The organism is Nocardia sp. NPDC004068 (assembly GCF_042874315.1).
Taxonomy (GTDB): Bacteria; Actinomycetota; Actinomycetes; order Mycobacteriales; family Mycobacteriaceae; genus Nocardia.
Map to the genome: position 1 here is coordinate 329,653 of NZ_JBIAMW010000007.1, position 15,417 is coordinate 345,069.

Sequence of the window (15,417 nt, forward strand, 5' to 3'; positions counted from 1 at the left end):
ACTGTCAGCCCAGCTCGGTGGCGGTGCCACCGGCGGCGGTGATCTTCTCCTTCGCGGAGCCGGAGAACTTGTCGGCGCTGACCTGAACGGCCACACCGATTTCCCCGTTGCCGAGCACCTTGACCAACTCGTTCTTGCGGACCGCGCCCGCCGCGACGAGTTCGTCCTTGCCGATGGTCCCGCCCTCGGGGAACAGCCGGGCGATGTCGCCCACGTTCACGACCTGGTACTCGACGCGGAAGGGGTTGGTGAAGCCCTTCAGCTTCGGCAGCCGCATGTGGATCGGCATCTGGCCGCCCTCGAAGCGGGCGGGCACGTTCTTGCGAGCCTTCGTACCCTTGGTACCGCGGCCCGCGGTCTTGCCCTTGGAGCCCTCACCGCGACCGACGCGGATCTTCTCGGTCTTGGCGCCGGGGGCCGGACGCAGATGATGCAGTTTGATGGTCATGCGTTGACCTCCTCAACGGTAACGAGGTGGCGCACGACGTTGATCAGCCCGCGGTTCTGCGAATTGTCCTCGCGCACAACGGTCTGGCGGATTCCGCGCAGGCCGAGGGTGCGCAGCGACTCGCGCTGATTCTTCTTGGCGCCGATCGTGGACTTGATCTGGGTCACCTTCAGCTGTGCCATGTCAGACTCCCACTCCCGCGCGCGCACGCAGCATGCCCGCAGGAGCGACGTCCTCGATCGGCAGACCGCGACGGGCCGCCACCTCCTCGGGACGCTGCAGCTGCTTGAGGGCCGCCACGGTCGCGTGCACGACGTTGATGGCGTTGTCGCTGCCCAGCGACTTGGCCAGGATGTCGTGGATACCGGCGCACTCCAGCACGGCACGGGCCGCGCCACCGGCGATCACACCGGTACCGGGCGAGGCCGGACGCAGCATGACCACACCGGCCGCCGCCTCACCCTGCACCGGGTGGGTGACGGTCGAGCCGATCATCGGCACGCGGAAGAAGTTCTTGCGCGCCTCCTCGACACCCTTCTGAATGGCCGCGGGAACTTCCTTGGCCTTGCCGTAGCCGACGCCGACCAGACCGTTGCCGTCGCCCACGATCACCAGGGCGGTGAAGCTGAAGCGCCGACCACCCTTGACGACCTTGGAGACGCGGTTGATGGCGACGACCCGCTCGAGCTGGTTCTTCTCGGCCTGGGTCTGCTCGCGACGATCGTCGCGGCGACCGCGACGCTCGCCGCGACCGCCCTCGTTGCTTCCGTTCTGTCCGGCGGGTCCGTTGCCGCCGTCACGCCGCTGACGTCCCGGCATCAGACATTCCTTCCGTTGGTGAGCTTGGTCATCAGAACTTCAACCCGCCTTCCCGAGCGGCGTCCGCGAGCGCGGCGATCCGGCCGTGGTAGTCGTGGCCACCGCGGTCGAACACCACGGTCTCCACACCGGCGGCCTTGGCGCGGGCGGCGATCAGCTCGCCGACCTTCGCGCCCTTGGCGCTCTTGTCGCCCTCGACGGCCCGGACATCGGGCTCGATCGTGGAGGCGGCGGCGACGGTCTGGCCGATCGAGTCGTCGACGAGCTGGACGTGCAGGTGCCGCGAGGAGCGGAACACGACCAGACGCGGACGCTCGGCGGTGCCGAGGACCTTCTTGCGCAGACGGAAGTGCCGGCGGGTCTTGGCAACACGACGCCGAGTCGACACATCCTTGCCGAGCGGCTTGCGCGCGGCCTTCTGGGTTTCGGTTTGTGCCATGGCTTACTTACCCGTCTTTCCGACCTTGCGGCGAACGACTTCGCCTTCGTACCGGATGCCCTTGCCCTTGTACGGGTCGGGCTTGCGCAGGCCGTGGATGACCGCGGCGATCTGGCCGACCTTCTGCTTGTCGATGCCCGACACCGAGAACTTGGTGGGGGTCTCGACCTTGAAGGTGATGCCCTCGGGGGCCTCGACCGGAACCGGATGGCTGTAGCCCAGGGCGAACTCGAGGTTCGAGCCCTTGGCCTGCACGCGGTAACCGACGCCGAAGATTTCCATCTTCTTCTCGTAACCCTGGGTCACGCCCTGGATCATGTTGGCGATCAGGGTCCGGGTCAGCCCGTGCAGCGACCGGTTCTGGCGCTCGTCGTTGGGGCGAACGACCTCGATCTGGCCGTCCTCACCCTTGGCGACGGTGATCGGCTCGGCCACGACGTGCGACAGGGTGCCCTTGGAACCCTTCACCGTCACGCTCTGGCCGTCGATGGTCACCTCGACGCCGGTGGGAACCGGGATCGGCTTCTTGCCGATACGCGACATTGCTCCTACCTCCCTTACCAGACGTAGGCGAGGACTTCCCCGCCTACACCCTGCTGCTTGGCCTGACGGTCGGTGAGCAGGCCCTGCGACGTGGAGATGATGGCCACGCCGAGGCCGCCCAGCACCTTGGGCAGGTTGGTGGACTTCGCGTACACCCGAAGACCGGGCTTGGACACCCGGCGCACACCGGCGAGCGAGCGCTCGCGGCTCTGTCCGTACTTCAGGTCGACGATCAGGGTCTTGCCGACGGGCGCGTCCTCGACGCGGTAGTCGGCGATGTAGCCCTCACGCTTCAAGATGTCGGCGATGTTCGCCTTCAGCTTGGAGTGCGGCGCCTTCACCTGATCGTGGTACGCCGAGTTGGCGTTGCGCAGACGGGTCAAGAAGTCTGCAATCGGATCAGTCATGGTCATGGGTAGACCACTCACCTTTCTCGCCGCGGTTCCCATGCAGCACCGGCATGTCCCTACGGGCACGCCGATCGTGGGCCTACAGCAATTCGGCTGGTCCGGCCGGCTTTGGCCGGTCGGTTGAGTGCGTGTTGGCGGGGGTCGTGTGCGGACACAGAGCTCCCCAGGCAACCGGTTCAGTGTAAAGGGGGGCGTGAGCTGGGCAAAATTCGGGTGGGGTGGGTTGGGACACAGTCGGGGTCTGGTGCGCCTAAGGTGTCACGCAGCACGACAGCTCGATATATCCGCCCTCGAGAGGAGAGCTTGTGCGTTCCGCGATCTTCGCGTTCTCGGTGTTCGCCGCGGTGGTGACGATAACCGGCTGCGCCGACGACAAACCGACGGTCACCGCGACCCCCAGCCACGCCGACGCGGCACAGAAGTCGGAGCCGTCCGGCCCCGGCGGCCAGCTGACGGTGCAGGCGGGGACGGGCACCGAGCGGTTCCCGGTGCCGGGGGTGGCGGTGCGGGTGACGTCGTGCGAGAACGATTCCGAGCTCGCGACGATCACCACGGGCAAGGATGGCAATGCGTCGCAACAGGTTTCGGCCGGGTGTTACCGGGCGACGGTGACGACGGTGCCGTCGGGGTGCCAGCCGGACGCGGTGGCGAGTGAGACGGCGGATATCAAGGTGGATGAACCGGCTACGGTGAAGTTTTTGATCCACTGCGCGTAGGGGGTCATTCCAGCCAGCCGGTGCGGCGTTTTCGGGCGAAGTATTCGTCGTCTTCGGTCCAGTCTTCGGTGTGGTCGAAGACGGGGCCTGGGGGCCAGTGGCGGGGTTGCTCCGGGCGGGGTGACTTGTCTTTCGCCTGTTCCGGTTCCGACGGCGACAGCGAAGGTCTCACCCGCAAGGAGCCCGCAACGGCATCGCCGTCCCTGCTCGATTCGACTCGGGTCGTGACCGTGAGCTGCACGAGGTACTGCTGGTGGGTGAGACGAAAGAGCAGGTAGCGGTTGGACGACCAGAGCCTCAGCGCGCCCGCTGAATACCGGCCGCTGATCACAGCGGACGGTTGTCCGCCGAAAGTCCCACTGCCGCTTAGCTCCTCGTGCCAACCAGGCAACGCGCGGGAACTCGTGAATGCACAGCTCAACAAGGCCGCAGCGTCCACCTTGCTGGTCAACCTGCCGATCAGTAGCACCGCGTTGTCCGCCCAGCCCTCTCCTTCCGCGGGCGGTAGCGCCCACACCCCGTAGGCGTGCGGGAAGGCGGCCGCTGCCACTCGCCGCCAGCCGACCGGCACCAGAACCTCGGCGATCGGCACACCCACGGTGTCTCGATGGGCGACCACGAGACCAACCCCGACGCGGTTCAGGTACTCGGCCACAGAGAGGGGCATGCCGCCCGGCGATCCGGAAGTCATCGCGCCGCATTTCCTTTGCCGTACAGCTTGGACAACCTCTGCTGCTCTGCCAGCGGGGGTGGGGTGAACCACGCCGGGGCATCCGGATGGGCCAGACAAGCTCGGGACTCGGGCCGCGAAACCAGGATCCGCACGACAGCCAGAACCGTATTCACCTCTCCCGCAAGGGCATACACCGGCAGCGCCACTCGGTCCGGCCGGTCCAGCCGCAGCTCCAATCGGGTAACCGGGGGGCAGGGTGTTCTGAGGTACAGATCGATGGTCGGTAACGGCCCCGCTTGGGCCGACGAGCGAAACTCTCCTTTCGCGGCCGACGCCACGTCCTCCCATTTCACGAACCGATCCTTCCGGTCACCACCCGGAAATGCGCTGGGCCTCTTCACGCCGAGGGGATACAGCTCGACCGACAGTTTCCAACGGAGCAGGACGGCCAACACCAACGCGCACAGCGCGCTGACCACACCGAATATCAGCGCGAATGTCGCGCCACCCTGATTGTTCTTCGACAACGGCAGCAGACCGTCGTCATAGAATCCGTTCCGCCAGGCGAGCCACGCGGCGATTCCATAAACCGCGACGCCACCGAGCGCGAGGTACAGTATCGGATTGGTCCGGCGGGGTCGAAGCACAACGCCGGGACCGTGCTCACCGTCCAGACGGCGATACGCCTCGGCGCGGGGTTTGCGACGCACCAAATCCGCGTTATCGATGAGCACGAATCCGATACCTGCGACCATCGAAGCGCCGCCAAGGCCACCGATCACCGTGACGATGTGCCGCGCGCGCAGCCCGTCGACAATCACGATGGCGATCCAAACAACGGCGACGATCACGAGCGCCCCACCTGTGACCACCGCCAGAACCCGGGTACCGAGCGAACGGCCCGAAATCGGCCAAGCCGGAACCCATTGCCACTGCGGAAAAGGCACCTCCGACCGCGACGCCGAGCCGTTCGGTTCGGTCATTCCCATAACCATTGAATCCCTTTCGACCCCAAGTAGGACGCACCGGCGCCCACCGCGGATCCGACGACGAGACCCACCACGTTTCCGACGCCTGGAACCACACTCCCGAGTTCTGTCCCAGCGACCGCTCCGCTGGCCATACCCCCGAGCACACCACCAGCCAGCAACCCCGCGGCAGTTCCGCCGCCCTCACTCACGACCGCCTCGGTCGGGTCCATCCCGCCATGAATATCGTCCACGATGGAAGGGACCGTCCCGATCGCGCTACCCACGACTCCCAATCTGCTGAACCCGGACGAGACATCGCGAGCCCAGGTGCCGTCCTTTCCGACGTTTCCCCAGTTCTCGACCCATTTGAGCACCCCCGCGTCACCCGCGTCCTTCGCCGCGTTCTCCAACCCCAGCCGGGTCCCCTCCGTCATGGCTCCCGCGATCGTGGACGCGGTCATTCCCGGCACATCCGGCGCCCAGAACGAGGTGGGATTGGTGGCGATACTGTCCGCGATCGCCTTCGGATCCTCCTTTTTGATCTTCTGAATCTCCGCGGACTCCGTTCTCAGCGCCGAATCCGTTGCCAGCATCGTGAGCTCATGACGCGCGTGGGAGAGTTTGGCGCTCCATTTCACGTCCGCGGACACCAGCGTCGTGACGAGGCCGGACAAGCGGGAAAGTTGCTGTCCCGCATCGGAATTCCAATCCTCGACTCCGGTGATGGTCCAATCGTCGGCCACGGCGACCGGAGCGACGGCATAGAGTTGGAGGATGGTCTTGATCTCCGAGAGCGGATGGGCCATTTCGTCGTGGGCACCCGAGCAGGCCGCGGCGATATCGTCGTAGGCCGTCGCGACGGCCCGCATCTGTTTCTGCTCCCTGTCGGCCTTGCCTTCGGCGGCATCCTTGGCCGCACCTTTCCAGACCAGGCCGTCGTGAATGGTGGTGTGCATGGTGTCCGCCGCCTTGGCGATCGCGTCCGCCAGCGCGGTGGCGTCCGCGGCCAGACCGGCCAACCCGTCGACATCCCACCTGCTCACCTGGCTCGGAGTCGCCATGGTCACCGCCCCGGAAAGGAGGTCGGCAGTGCGGGTTCGGCGGGATTCCCGGAATTGAAATCGGCGACCGCCGCGATCCGTTGAGCCGCGTCCACATCGCTGCCGTGGAATTTGTCGGCGGACAGCGCCAGCACCCCGGAGAACTCGTTGAACCGGGCCTGCAACACGGCCTTGGCCAACGAACTGACCGCATCCAAACCCGCCAGCACGTCCCCCATGGCCGATCCCTTCAGCGCATCCGCCACCGGCTGCGATTTCACCTGCGGCGCATGATCGATCTCTTCCGGCAGTAGGGCCAGAGCCGCAGCAGCTTGCCGGAGACTATCGGGATTCACTTCGAACGGCATGCGCTACAGCATTCCGGACACGTACTGTCCACCGCCATACCAAGTCCGACTTGTCCCTTTACGAGTGGTAGTCCGGCATATCGAACCGTGCTGGAAGGGGCTTTCACCGACGGCCGCGGAGGGTGCGCGACCTTCGGCAACCGAGCCCGTGAGCACGACATGATCCGCGACTGATTGGGCGGCGGCGAAAGTCCTTTGGTAAGTTGACCTCTCGTCGTCACATGCGGCTCGACGGGCTTCCGCTGACGCGGATACGCCCCCACCGCACGATCATTCGTGCTATCCGGGGGTTCCTGCCTTGCCGAACCAGGTGTACCGTTCGACCGCCGAAGAGGTGCTGGCGCTGTCCGCGCAGAATTAGCTGTCCGCGATGGTGACCGAGCATTTGGGTCGTACTCGGCGGGAACGGCCCACCGCCGAACAACGGTCCTGGGATGTGAGTCTGCCGTGGATCGCGCGGGATCTCGCCGAGATCGGCCTGGAAAAGACGCAGATGCTCATCGAGTACCGGCTGCCCGAATCCAGCCGCCGGGCCGATGTGATTCTCGCGGGCGCACATCCGCAGACCGGCGAGGACAACTATGTGGTCGTCGAACTGAAGCAGTGGAGCCGGGCGGAGACCGTGTGGAATTCGGACCGCATCGTCCGGGCCTCGGGGATTCCGAACGAACAGTTGCATCCGATCGATCAGGTGCGCGGCTACTGCCGATATCTCACCCAGTTCGTCGAGATCCTGCACGCTCGTCCCCATGCGGTGAGCGGAGTGGCGTATCTGCACAACGCCACCGAGAATTCTGTGACCGCGCTGCGCGCCCGACAGCCGGACCGATTGGGCCGCCTGTTCACCGGTGATCAACACGACGAGTTCCTGGAATTCCTGCGAAGCCAGCTCGCCCCGCAACCCGCGGGCGACGCCGCCGAACGCCTGCTCACCAGTCCCCTCAGACCCAAGCCGAATCTGTTCTCCTTCACCGGAGCCGAACTCCGGGCCGCCACCGAGTACACCCTGCTCGACCAGCAGAAGCTGGCCTACGAGACGGTGATGAACCAGGTGCGTGCGGCGCATCGGTCCAATCACAAGAGCGTCGTCATCGTCACCGGCGGACCGGGCAGCGGTAAGAGCCTCATCGCCGTTTCCCTGCTCGCCGAACTGCATCGGGACGGATATCGCGTTCGGCACGCCACCGGATCGCTGGCTTTCACCGAGTCGCTTCGCAAGTTCCCGGCGAAGGGCTCGACCGAATTGCAGGGCCTGTTCAAATACTTTCGGAACTTCGCCACCCTGGACGAGAACGAACTCGACGTCCTCATCTGCGACGAGGCCCACCGCATCCGCGAGGTATCGACGAACCGCTTCACCCCCAAGTCCGCGCGCACGGGCCGCCCGCAACTCGACGAACTGATGTCGGTCGCGCGGGTGCCGGTATTCCTCCTGGACGAACATCAGGTCGTGCGCCCCGATGAAGTCGGACGGGTGCAGGAGATCAAACGCCATGCGGCCCGTTCCGGGCATATCGTGCACGAGATCGAATTGGACGTCCAGTTCCGCTGCGGCGGCAGCGGGGCCTACGACGAATGGGTGCGACGCCTGCTCGGCCTGCGGGAAGGCGGCCCCACGCCCTGGACCGGCGATCCCACGTTCGAGGTCCACGTCGCGAACTCACCCCGGGAGATGGAGGATTTCCTCCGCGCCAAGAACGCGGAAGGCCTCACCGCCCGCATCGCCGCGGGTTACTGCTGGCCGTGGAGTTCACCCAAGGATGACGGCACCCTGGTCGACGACGTCGTGATCGGTGAGTGGAAACGGCCGTGGAATCTGCGCGGCGACCCGGAACACGGTTCCGATCTTCACCGACTCTTCCGCGTCGTCGCCGCAGTAGTCCTGAAGGTCCTGGAAGGGAATGCCCCAGCGCCGCAAGGCGTTCCGGAATCGGGTGGTCTCGTGATTGGTCCGAGTGATGAGGGCCGTCGCCGAGAGCGGGATGCCCTTCTCCTGAATCCGCTGGAGTTGCTCGTGGATCGCCTCCTCGACCTCGGCATCCGTACCGGACCAGGTGACGGCTTCGCCGCCGGAGAGCGCGGTCTGGGCGCGGCCGAGCGTGACGGCGGGAATACCGTCGAGATCATCCACGAGATTGCGGCCTTCGAAGGACGCGGCCAGCCGCATGACCTCAGCGCAATTGCGATAGTTGACCTTCAGCAATTCGCCGCGGCCGACGATTCGGATCCCCGCGTCCGCGATCCGCCAACCGCCCGCGTAGATCTTCTGCTGCCCATCGCCGACCAGCAGGAGAGCATTGGGCGCGTCACCGGCGATGGCGTGCACGAGCCGCAATCCCTGCACCGTCATATCCTGCACCTCGTCGACGACGACCATGTCGTACCGATCGTCGAGCGGTTCACGCTGAAGTTCACGCAGGGCCGCGGTGATCAGGTCATTGGCGTCGAGGAAATTCATTTCTTCGCGAATCTTCTCGTATTCGCGGAAGAGCTCCCAAACGGCCGCGCGGGCGTCACGGCGCAACACACCGGTTCGGCCCCGCCGCACGACGGACGCGTACTCCTCGAAATCGTCGGTACCCATACCACGGCCCTTGATCAGCCGGTCGATCTCGGCGCGCCAATAGCGGTTGTCCGGTTCGATCGCACCGAGCGGTCCCCGGCTGCCCACTCTCGACCAAGCGAGATTGAAGGCGTTGTCGGCCTTGGTCAGGTTCATCGTGACGTGGTGGTTTCGACTGTCCAGCAGCTGTCCGGCCCAGGCATGCAGGGTCATGAACTGGGCACGGTCGACGGCGAAGGGCGCCAACCGCGCGAAGGCTCGTTCCTGGCAGCGTGGCAGATTGCGAACGAAGGTGGTGAACAGCAGTTTTCCGGTCGTGCGGTGTGCGCGGCTCGCCATCCGATGCAGCGCGACGACCGTCTTTCCGGTACCGGCAGGCCCGGCGATGCGAGCGGGACCGCTGTAATTCTTCGTCACCAAGGCGCGCTGTGCGGGATCGAGGAATGTCATCCAGGACGGAAGCGGTTCGCGCAGCGCCCGTTCCCGCTCCTGGTCGACAAGTTCATCGACCCCGATCAGCGCGTCGGCGCCGGTGGTCTCGGGTCGGTCTTCGACAGACAGCGAGACCAGTTGGCGGTCGCGTTGCGCCGCTGCCCGAGCCAATCCGTCGGCGGCTCCGCGAGACAGGCGTTTGGGCCCGGCGATCGCCCGCGGATAGTCGATCTCACTGACCACCAGGAACCGGCCATCACTTCGAACCCGCTGGTGCGGTGCGGTCACCAGAACCAATCGCACTGTGTCCGTGACGAATTCGTGTGGCGACCCACTCACCCTCACACCATCCAGCAGTTGCTGGAGGTGGGCGCGCAATCGTGCGATCTCGGTCCCGTCGAGCGGCTGATCGCCGAATACGAAAGCAAAGACGCCGCCCGTGCCGATCAGCAACAGGTCCACTCGATCTCTCGTCGACTCCAACCGATCCCGTACCAAAACATGCCAGCCGCGCCGATCGGCCAACAGACCGGATATGAGGTTGCGCCGACGTGTCGGCATCGGCCCCAACTCGCTGATCGCCCGCTCGACGGCGAGTCGCCGCCGCTCCTGATTGAAGCTCGTTCCACCGCTCACGTACGAACCCCCACATTCGTCGACGCTGGTTGACGAAGACGGTTCCAGAGTGACGGGTTCGGGAGCGGATCGCAATAGTGGCTGAAATCGACGTGGTCCAATGGTCCTTGATTAGCGCGCACGGTCGCGGCATGGATGGCAGACCGAAAGGCCGGTTCTATCGCGCCTCGTGATACCGCTGCCAGCCCTCTGACAGGTAATCGCGCAGACGCTCCTCGAGCCCTTCGAATCCGGGCGTCCCGTCCGTGGGCGGAGGCGAGAATGTAATGAACGGCTCCATCTCCGGCGGATAATCGAACTCGGCATACAGCTTTTCGATTGCTTGAAGGGGCTTTCCCTCGAAATCGGAGGGGTGCTCATAAACCCAGGCCACGGTCAGATAGACCCAGACCGCGCCCCCATCGACGACCAGTCGATCAACCAGATCATCGACTTTGCCGAGCTCATCGGACAGAAGCAACGAAAGTGACTCGACCACCTCCATGGGCTCGGTCTCCGGCACAACGTCCGTCGTCGCCAAGCGAACCACGTCCGCGTCCGTGATCCACCTATTGCGGTAGCCGTAGCCGAGTTCGCGCGGGGTCAACTTGGCCCTCGACTCGATGAACGATGCCGGTAACTCGAACCGGATCAGCGCTTCGCTCATTTCACGGCTCCATCTCGGAAAGAATCAACCGTACAATCCCTCATAACCCTCTCGAGCCCGGACCCTCAGCTCTTCTTAATCCAAACCACCAGTGCGCTCATGAAGATGCGGTCTCCGACGTAGTCGTCCACGAAACCCAGTGGCGCTGAAATTCACCCATTGATGTCATCCGACTCGCTGTCGATGTCCAGGCTCTCGGGTCGCGGCGGCCATTCAGGCGTGGTAACCAGCTGCCCGGTCCATGGATCTATACGGCGCACAGGATAGTCCGCGAGTTGCGCCAACCCGGCACGAGTCCACAGTACTAGAGAACCTGCTACTACAGCCGCAGGTGAGGTTGCCGGACACTCCGGGAGGAACAGCTTCCAACCGTTTCGAAAAGCAACTCTCGCCCCGCCGGATTTGAAGAATACCGGCGAAAGAATCTCGGATTTCAGTGCATTCTCGACTTCGTCCCGACGCCAATGCCCGATCTGGTGACGCCCGATCGCATCCTTGGCAACCGGTTGCGGCGACAGCTCAGCGTCGTAACCGATCACAATCAGGAAATCCGTGTCCAGAAGAAGGCCGACCTCCTCCGGACGCCAATCCACCCCCACCACGCGACTGCCCCGCAGCGGTAGGAGGATCCAACGGTCCTCGTGCTCGATGATCTGCGGATGCATGCTCCCGCTTTCGCTCATTCCCCGAGCTCATCGAGGATGTTGCCGCGCCACGCGCCCTGCGCCTCGATTTTGTGAATGGCGTCTTTCACCGCCTTGGGACTGACGCCGTAATGCCCGGCGACTTGTTCATCTTCGACACCGACAGGGTCGAATGATACATAATTCAGTCAACACCGAGCAGACGTTTTACGTTCGCGATCCCCACCCGGCTATTCGGAGTTATATCGGCAGGATCAATTGCCGAAGCGGTAGCAAGTACCGGATACTCTCCCATGCCCTCCAACTCGTACAGTTTGTAGGCGATGTAATCGGCATCGGGATCGTCGGCGCGACGGCCCACTTCCTCGAGCACCGCCAGCACGCCCTTGGTCCCTCCGCCTCGCGTCAGCACCTCGGCTGCGGCTACCTGGACCGCGACATCGCCGGGGTCGCGCAGCAGCTCCTCGAGCCGATGCCTTGCCGCAGGGTCGTCGATGAATCGCCCGAGTTGTTCGGCGGCGGTCACCCGCGTGGACCAGGCTGGATCTGCGGACATTTCCAGGGCTTCTGGCAATGTGATGCCGGAGTCTTCTCGACTGGTCATGGAATCTCCTCCGGTGTCGCGGGTCTGACGTTCCGATTGTTCGGTCGCGGGAACTTCTCCCCGGTATTCGGATTGACGTTCACCTCGTATTCCACCACATGGGGAGTCGGTACGCCCGCATGGGTGGCTCCGGTGAGATCCACTCGTTTGACAGCATTTCCTTCGGAGTCGTATTGGGTATAGTTCGAGATGTTCCCCTGCGGATCTCGCTTGACCAGATAACCGTTCGGTGGCCCGTTTTTCGCCGGAAGGTTTCCATTGGTCCACGTCTGAGCATTGTCCAACTCACTCTTCAACGACGGCTTCGGCACCCGCTTGACATTCTCCCCCTTCTTGCCCAACCGCTCGAACAAGTCCTGCACGGCTTTTCGCGCCTTGAACAGGGCGTCCTTGGCCTCTTGCTTCATGCCCGCGATTTGCAGCGCTTTGCGGGCGCGCCAGGCGAGAATACCGTCTTTGATCTTCGCCGCCCATCGACGCACGGAATCGAGGGCCTTCACGGCCGTGACCGCACCGGCGCCGAAACTCACCAACGCCAGGCCGATCGAGATCGCGGCGTCCATGGCGAGTTCCTCGAGCAGGCTCTCCAGCAGACCTTTGATCTCCTTGCGGAGTTCGTCCAGGGCTTCCTTGTAGCCGATGCACGATGCGCTGATGTCCTTGCAGGCGGTCAGCATCTTGTCGATGGAATCCGAAAGCGTTCTCAGATCGTCTCGGACGTGCACCGCTTCGGGAGAGGTAACGTCGTCGAACAAGGTGGCCGAGATCGTGATCTTGTCGCGTGCGTTCGTATTCTGATAGATCGTGCCGAGTCGGTCCCACGCGTCGGCCGCCTTGGCGAGGCGTCCGGTGTGCCCGTCGGGAACCGGGATACCGATCTCGCTGACTATGTTGATGCCTTTGTCGACGATGCCCTGACCGGGGCCACCGGCCGAAGCGGGAACCGAGAAGGGCCCGAAGACGGGTGCCTGCGCGTCCGTCGGGCGACCCGGTTGGGGCGTTCCCTCGATCGATGCGTCGGCTTGCGCGTGATTGAATCCGATGTCGTTGAGCGCGCTTCCGTATGTCATCAGGGTGGAGTGGACCTCCTGGAACATACCCACCACATGATACGCGGCGGTGTTGTACGACGTCGCCCATTTCTTGCCGTCGTCGTCGACCCCGGCCATCGACCCGCATTCGGCCAGCTCCGCGAAGATGTACACGAAGCTGTCACGCAATGCCGCGGCCGCGTCGAAGCAGTTGATCGCCGCCTGGTAGTACGTCTTCGGATCGACGTCGAGTTTCGTCATATGCCGAGGATTCGCAGGTTGTCCGCGACAGCACCGGTGTAGCCCTCGTGGACTTGCTTCACGACCTTTTCCAGATTTCGCAGGCCCTCTTTGATATCGATCGCACCCGCGAGCCATTCGGCATGGGTTTCCCGGTAGGCGTCCGCAGCGCTCCCGGTCCAATGGCCGTCGGCTTGCTTGGCCTTCTGATCGATCGAATCGAGTTGTCCCGCAATGAAATCCGCGAATCCTCGGATTCGCGCGGCGAGATTCTCCAGCTTGTCGAGGTCAACCGTGAATGCCCGTGCGTCTTCGGTCATCGGAACGATCCGTTCAGAGGTCCAGCATGCGCGTACCGGCGGCGTTCGCCTGGTCCGTCCTGTCGACCATATCCACAGTCACCCCCAGCCTCGCGGCCAACTCCGCCAACGCGTCCCACACCTCCACGGCCCCGGTATGCAACTCGTCCCACGCCCCTCCGAAGGCGTCGGCATTGTTCCCCCTCCACTCGTCGAGCAGGTCCCGCACATCGGTCTGCAAGGCGGACAACCCCTCTCGGCACTGTCGCGCGACCTCGAAGGCCGCCCGCCCGAGGGCCCTGACTTCCTCCGATTCGATCGCGAACCGCGGACTTCCCCCACTCTCACTCACCCCCAAAACCTAACACCCCCACCAACACGACAACCCGGCACGGCCGAAGCCGTACCGGGTCACTCGCGAAGCAAGTCCTACCAGGAAGCCTTGTGCACCCCGGGCAGCTCACCCTTGTGCGCCATATCCCGCAAGCACACACGGCACAACCCGAACTTGCGGAACACCGCGTGGGGCCGGCCGCAGCGCTGGCAGCGGGTGTAGGCGCGCACGCCGAACTTCGGCTTCCGGTTGGCCTTGTTGATCAGAGCTTTCTTAGCCATGCTCAGTTCTCCTTGAACGGGAAGCCGAGGTGACGCAGGAGGGCGCGGCCCTCTTCGTCGTTGGTGGCCGTGGTGACGACCGTGATGTCCATGCCGCGGGGGCGGTCGATCTTGTCGACGTCGATCTCGTGGAACATCGACTGCTCCGAGAGACCGAAGGTGTAGTTGCCGTTGCCGTCGAACTGCTTCGGCGACAGGCCGCGGAAGTCGCGGATTCGGGGGAGGGCGATGGACACGAGGCGGTCCAGGAACTCCCACATGCGGTCGCCGCGCAGGGTGACGCGGGCGCCGATCGGCATGCCCTCACGCAGCTTGAACTGCGCGATGGACTTGCGGGCCTTGCGGATCTCCGGCTTCTGACCGGTGATCAGGGCCAAGTCGGCGACGGCGCCGTTGATCAGCTTGGCGTCGCGGGCGGCGTCGCCGACGCCCATGTTCACCACGACCTTCACCACGCCCGGGATCTGCATCACGTTGGCGTAGTTGAATTCCTTGTTCAGCGCGTCCTTGATTTCCTCGCGGTAGCGCAGCTTCAGCCGGGGCTGGATCTTCTCGGTGGTGGTCATCAGATGTCCTTCCCGTTGCGACGGGAGATACGCACCCGCTTGCCGTTCTCGTCGGTGCGGTAGCCCACGCGGGACGGCTTGCCGTCGGAGTCGACGACCATCACGTTCGACACGTGGATGGGCGCCTCCTGGGTCACGATGCCGCCCGAGCTGGCGCCGCGCTGGTTCGCGGAGTTCGCGACGTGCTTCTTGATGCGGTTCACGCCCTCGACCAGGACCCGCTGCTCCTTCGGGTAGGCCTGGATGACCTTGCCCTTGGCGCCCTTGTCCTTACCCGAGATGACGATCACGGTGTCGCCCTTGTGCACCTTCATGTCAGAGCACCTCCGGGGCCAGCGAAACGATCTTCATGAAACGCTTGTCGCGCAGCTCGCGGCCGACCGGGCCGAAGATGCGGGTGCCGCGCGGATCGTTGTCCGCCTTGATCAGCACCGCGGCGTTCTCGTCGAAGCGGATGTAGCTGCCATCCGGACGCCGGCGCTCCTTGGTGGTGCGCACGACGACGGCCTTGACGACATCGCCCTTCTTGACGTTGCCGCCGGGGATGGCGTCCTTCACGGTGGCGACGATCACGTCGCCGATACCGGCATAGCGACGCGACGAACCGCCGAGCACGCGGATGCAGAGAATCTCCTTGGCACCCGTGTTGTCGGCGACGCGCAGCCGCGACTCTTGCTGAATCACTTCAGCTCTCCTCCTGGACCTGGACGATAT

At 64.4% G+C, this 15,417-nt stretch carries 22 protein-coding genes and 1 pseudogene; 2 read left to right on the top strand and 21 right to left on the bottom strand.

The window, feature by feature from the left end; all coding sequences use genetic code 11:
* Positions 1-4: 4 nt before the first annotated feature.
* The 6 genes from rplO to rpsH are packed head-to-tail and all read right to left on the bottom strand — an operon-like array spanning position 5 to position 2,662.
* Positions 5-448 (bottom strand): 50S ribosomal protein L15, encoded by a 444-nt coding sequence (rplO, locus tag ACFYTQ_RS20200; protein WP_387362835.1) that lies wholly within the window; start codon positions 446-448, stop codon positions 5-7.
* Positions 445-630, bottom strand: coding sequence for a 50S ribosomal protein L30 (gene rpmD / locus ACFYTQ_RS20205; RefSeq protein WP_387362837.1), 186 nt, complete (start codon positions 628-630; stop codon positions 445-447). Before rpmD ends, rplO begins: the two co-directional genes overlap by 4 nt.
* Before the next feature lies 1 nt (position 631).
* Positions 632-1,267, bottom strand: coding sequence for a 30S ribosomal protein S5 (rpsE, locus tag ACFYTQ_RS20210; protein ID WP_387362839.1), 636 nt, complete (start codon positions 1,265-1,267; stop codon positions 632-634).
* Positions 1,268-1,298: 31 nt separating this feature from the next.
* Positions 1,299-1,706 carry a 50S ribosomal protein L18 gene (gene rplR, locus ACFYTQ_RS20215; RefSeq protein WP_387362841.1) on the bottom strand — a complete coding sequence of 136 codons (408 nt, stop codon included), beginning with the start codon at positions 1,704-1,706 and terminating at the stop codon, positions 1,299-1,301.
* 3 nt (positions 1,707-1,709) lie between these two features.
* Positions 1,710-2,249 carry a 50S ribosomal protein L6 gene (rplF, locus tag ACFYTQ_RS20220; protein ID WP_387362843.1) on the bottom strand — a complete coding sequence of 180 codons (540 nt, stop codon included), beginning with the start codon at positions 2,247-2,249 and terminating at the stop codon, positions 1,710-1,712.
* A gap of 14 nt (positions 2,250-2,263) precedes the next feature.
* Positions 2,264-2,662 carry a 30S ribosomal protein S8 gene (rpsH, locus tag ACFYTQ_RS20225; protein ID WP_387362845.1) on the bottom strand — a complete coding sequence of 133 codons (399 nt, stop codon included), beginning with the start codon at positions 2,660-2,662 and terminating at the stop codon, positions 2,264-2,266.
* 302 nt (positions 2,663-2,964) lie between these two features.
* Here rpsH and ACFYTQ_RS20230 point away from each other — a divergent pair, with 302 nt between their 5' ends.
* Positions 2,965-3,375, top strand: coding sequence for a hypothetical protein (locus tag ACFYTQ_RS20230; protein ID WP_387362847.1), 411 nt, complete (start codon positions 2,965-2,967; stop codon positions 3,373-3,375).
* A gap of 4 nt (positions 3,376-3,379) precedes the next feature.
* Here the strand turns inward: ACFYTQ_RS20230 and ACFYTQ_RS20235 are convergent, their stop codons facing one another.
* The 4 genes from ACFYTQ_RS20235 to ACFYTQ_RS20250 are packed head-to-tail and all read right to left on the bottom strand — an operon-like array spanning position 3,380 to position 6,427.
* The gene (locus ACFYTQ_RS20235; RefSeq protein WP_387362849.1) at positions 3,380-4,066 is read right to left on the bottom strand and encodes an LpqN/LpqT family lipoprotein; all 687 of its coding nucleotides are present in this window, start codon (positions 4,064-4,066) and stop codon (positions 3,380-3,382) included.
* The gene (locus ACFYTQ_RS20240) at positions 4,063-5,031 is read right to left on the bottom strand and encodes a hypothetical protein (protein ID WP_387362851.1); all 969 of its coding nucleotides are present in this window, start codon (positions 5,029-5,031) and stop codon (positions 4,063-4,065) included. The genes ACFYTQ_RS20235 and ACFYTQ_RS20240 overlap by 4 nt, the downstream gene beginning before the upstream one ends.
* Positions 5,028-6,038, bottom strand: a complete 1,011-nt coding sequence (locus ACFYTQ_RS20245; protein ID WP_387362852.1) for a hypothetical protein — start codon at positions 6,036-6,038, stop codon at positions 5,028-5,030. The genes ACFYTQ_RS20240 and ACFYTQ_RS20245 overlap by 4 nt, the downstream gene beginning before the upstream one ends.
* Positions 6,039-6,082: 44 nt before the next feature.
* Positions 6,083-6,427, bottom strand: a complete 345-nt coding sequence (locus tag ACFYTQ_RS20250; protein WP_387362854.1) for a hypothetical protein — start codon at positions 6,425-6,427, stop codon at positions 6,083-6,085.
* 1,042 nt (positions 6,428-7,469) lie between these two features.
* Between ACFYTQ_RS20250 and ACFYTQ_RS20255 the strand changes: the two are divergent.
* Positions 7,470-8,255 (top strand): annotated as a pseudogene (locus ACFYTQ_RS20255) (DNA/RNA helicase domain-containing protein); the annotation flags it as partial.
* Here the strand turns inward: ACFYTQ_RS20255 and ACFYTQ_RS20260 are convergent.
* The 11 genes from ACFYTQ_RS20260 to rplN form a co-directional block, all read right to left on the bottom strand.
* Complete coding sequence (locus ACFYTQ_RS20260) at positions 8,178-9,983, bottom strand: UvrD-helicase domain-containing protein (protein WP_387363097.1); 1,806 nt, start codon at positions 9,981-9,983, stop codon at positions 8,178-8,180. The pseudogene ACFYTQ_RS20255 and the gene ACFYTQ_RS20260 overlap by 78 nt on opposite strands.
* A gap of 232 nt (positions 9,984-10,215) precedes the next feature.
* Positions 10,216-10,704, bottom strand: a complete 489-nt coding sequence (locus tag ACFYTQ_RS20265; protein ID WP_387362856.1) for a DUF2247 family protein — start codon at positions 10,702-10,704, stop codon at positions 10,216-10,218.
* A 152-nt stretch (positions 10,705-10,856) separates the two neighbouring features.
* Positions 10,857-11,387 carry a hypothetical protein gene (locus tag ACFYTQ_RS20270; protein WP_387362858.1) on the bottom strand — a complete coding sequence of 177 codons (531 nt, stop codon included), beginning with the start codon at positions 11,385-11,387 and terminating at the stop codon, positions 10,857-10,859.
* 145 nt (positions 11,388-11,532) lie between these two features.
* The gene (locus tag ACFYTQ_RS20275) at positions 11,533-11,952 is read right to left on the bottom strand and encodes a HEAT repeat domain-containing protein (protein WP_387362859.1); all 420 of its coding nucleotides are present in this window, start codon (positions 11,950-11,952) and stop codon (positions 11,533-11,535) included.
* The gene (locus ACFYTQ_RS20280; RefSeq protein WP_387362864.1) at positions 11,949-13,244 is read right to left on the bottom strand and encodes a polymorphic toxin type 24 domain-containing protein; all 1,296 of its coding nucleotides are present in this window, start codon (positions 13,242-13,244) and stop codon (positions 11,949-11,951) included. Before ACFYTQ_RS20280 ends, ACFYTQ_RS20275 begins: the two co-directional genes overlap by 4 nt.
* Positions 13,241-13,543 (bottom strand): WXG100 family type VII secretion target, encoded by a 303-nt coding sequence (locus ACFYTQ_RS20285; RefSeq protein WP_387362866.1) that lies wholly within the window; start codon positions 13,541-13,543, stop codon positions 13,241-13,243. The genes ACFYTQ_RS20280 and ACFYTQ_RS20285 overlap by 4 nt, the downstream gene beginning before the upstream one ends.
* A gap of 13 nt (positions 13,544-13,556) precedes the next feature.
* Positions 13,557-13,874: a WXG100 family type VII secretion target gene (locus tag ACFYTQ_RS20290; RefSeq protein ID WP_387362868.1), complete on the bottom strand. Its 318-nt coding sequence runs from the start codon at positions 13,872-13,874 to the stop codon at positions 13,557-13,559.
* Between the two features lie 77 nt (positions 13,875-13,951).
* The gene (locus tag ACFYTQ_RS20295) at positions 13,952-14,137 is read right to left on the bottom strand and encodes a type Z 30S ribosomal protein S14 (RefSeq protein WP_387362869.1); all 186 of its coding nucleotides are present in this window, start codon (positions 14,135-14,137) and stop codon (positions 13,952-13,954) included.
* A 2-nt stretch (positions 14,138-14,139) separates the two neighbouring features.
* On the bottom strand, positions 14,140-14,703 hold the full coding sequence (gene rplE / locus ACFYTQ_RS20300) for a 50S ribosomal protein L5 (RefSeq protein ID WP_387362871.1): 564 nt from the start codon (positions 14,701-14,703) through the stop codon (positions 14,140-14,142).
* On the bottom strand, positions 14,703-15,017 hold the full coding sequence (rplX, locus tag ACFYTQ_RS20305) for a 50S ribosomal protein L24 (RefSeq protein WP_387362873.1): 315 nt from the start codon (positions 15,015-15,017) through the stop codon (positions 14,703-14,705). The genes rplE and rplX overlap by 1 nt, the downstream gene beginning before the upstream one ends.
* 1 nt (position 15,018) lies before the next feature.
* Complete coding sequence (gene rplN / locus ACFYTQ_RS20310; protein ID WP_040745724.1) at positions 15,019-15,387, bottom strand: 50S ribosomal protein L14; 369 nt, start codon at positions 15,385-15,387, stop codon at positions 15,019-15,021.
* Positions 15,388-15,417 lie beyond the last annotated feature (30 nt).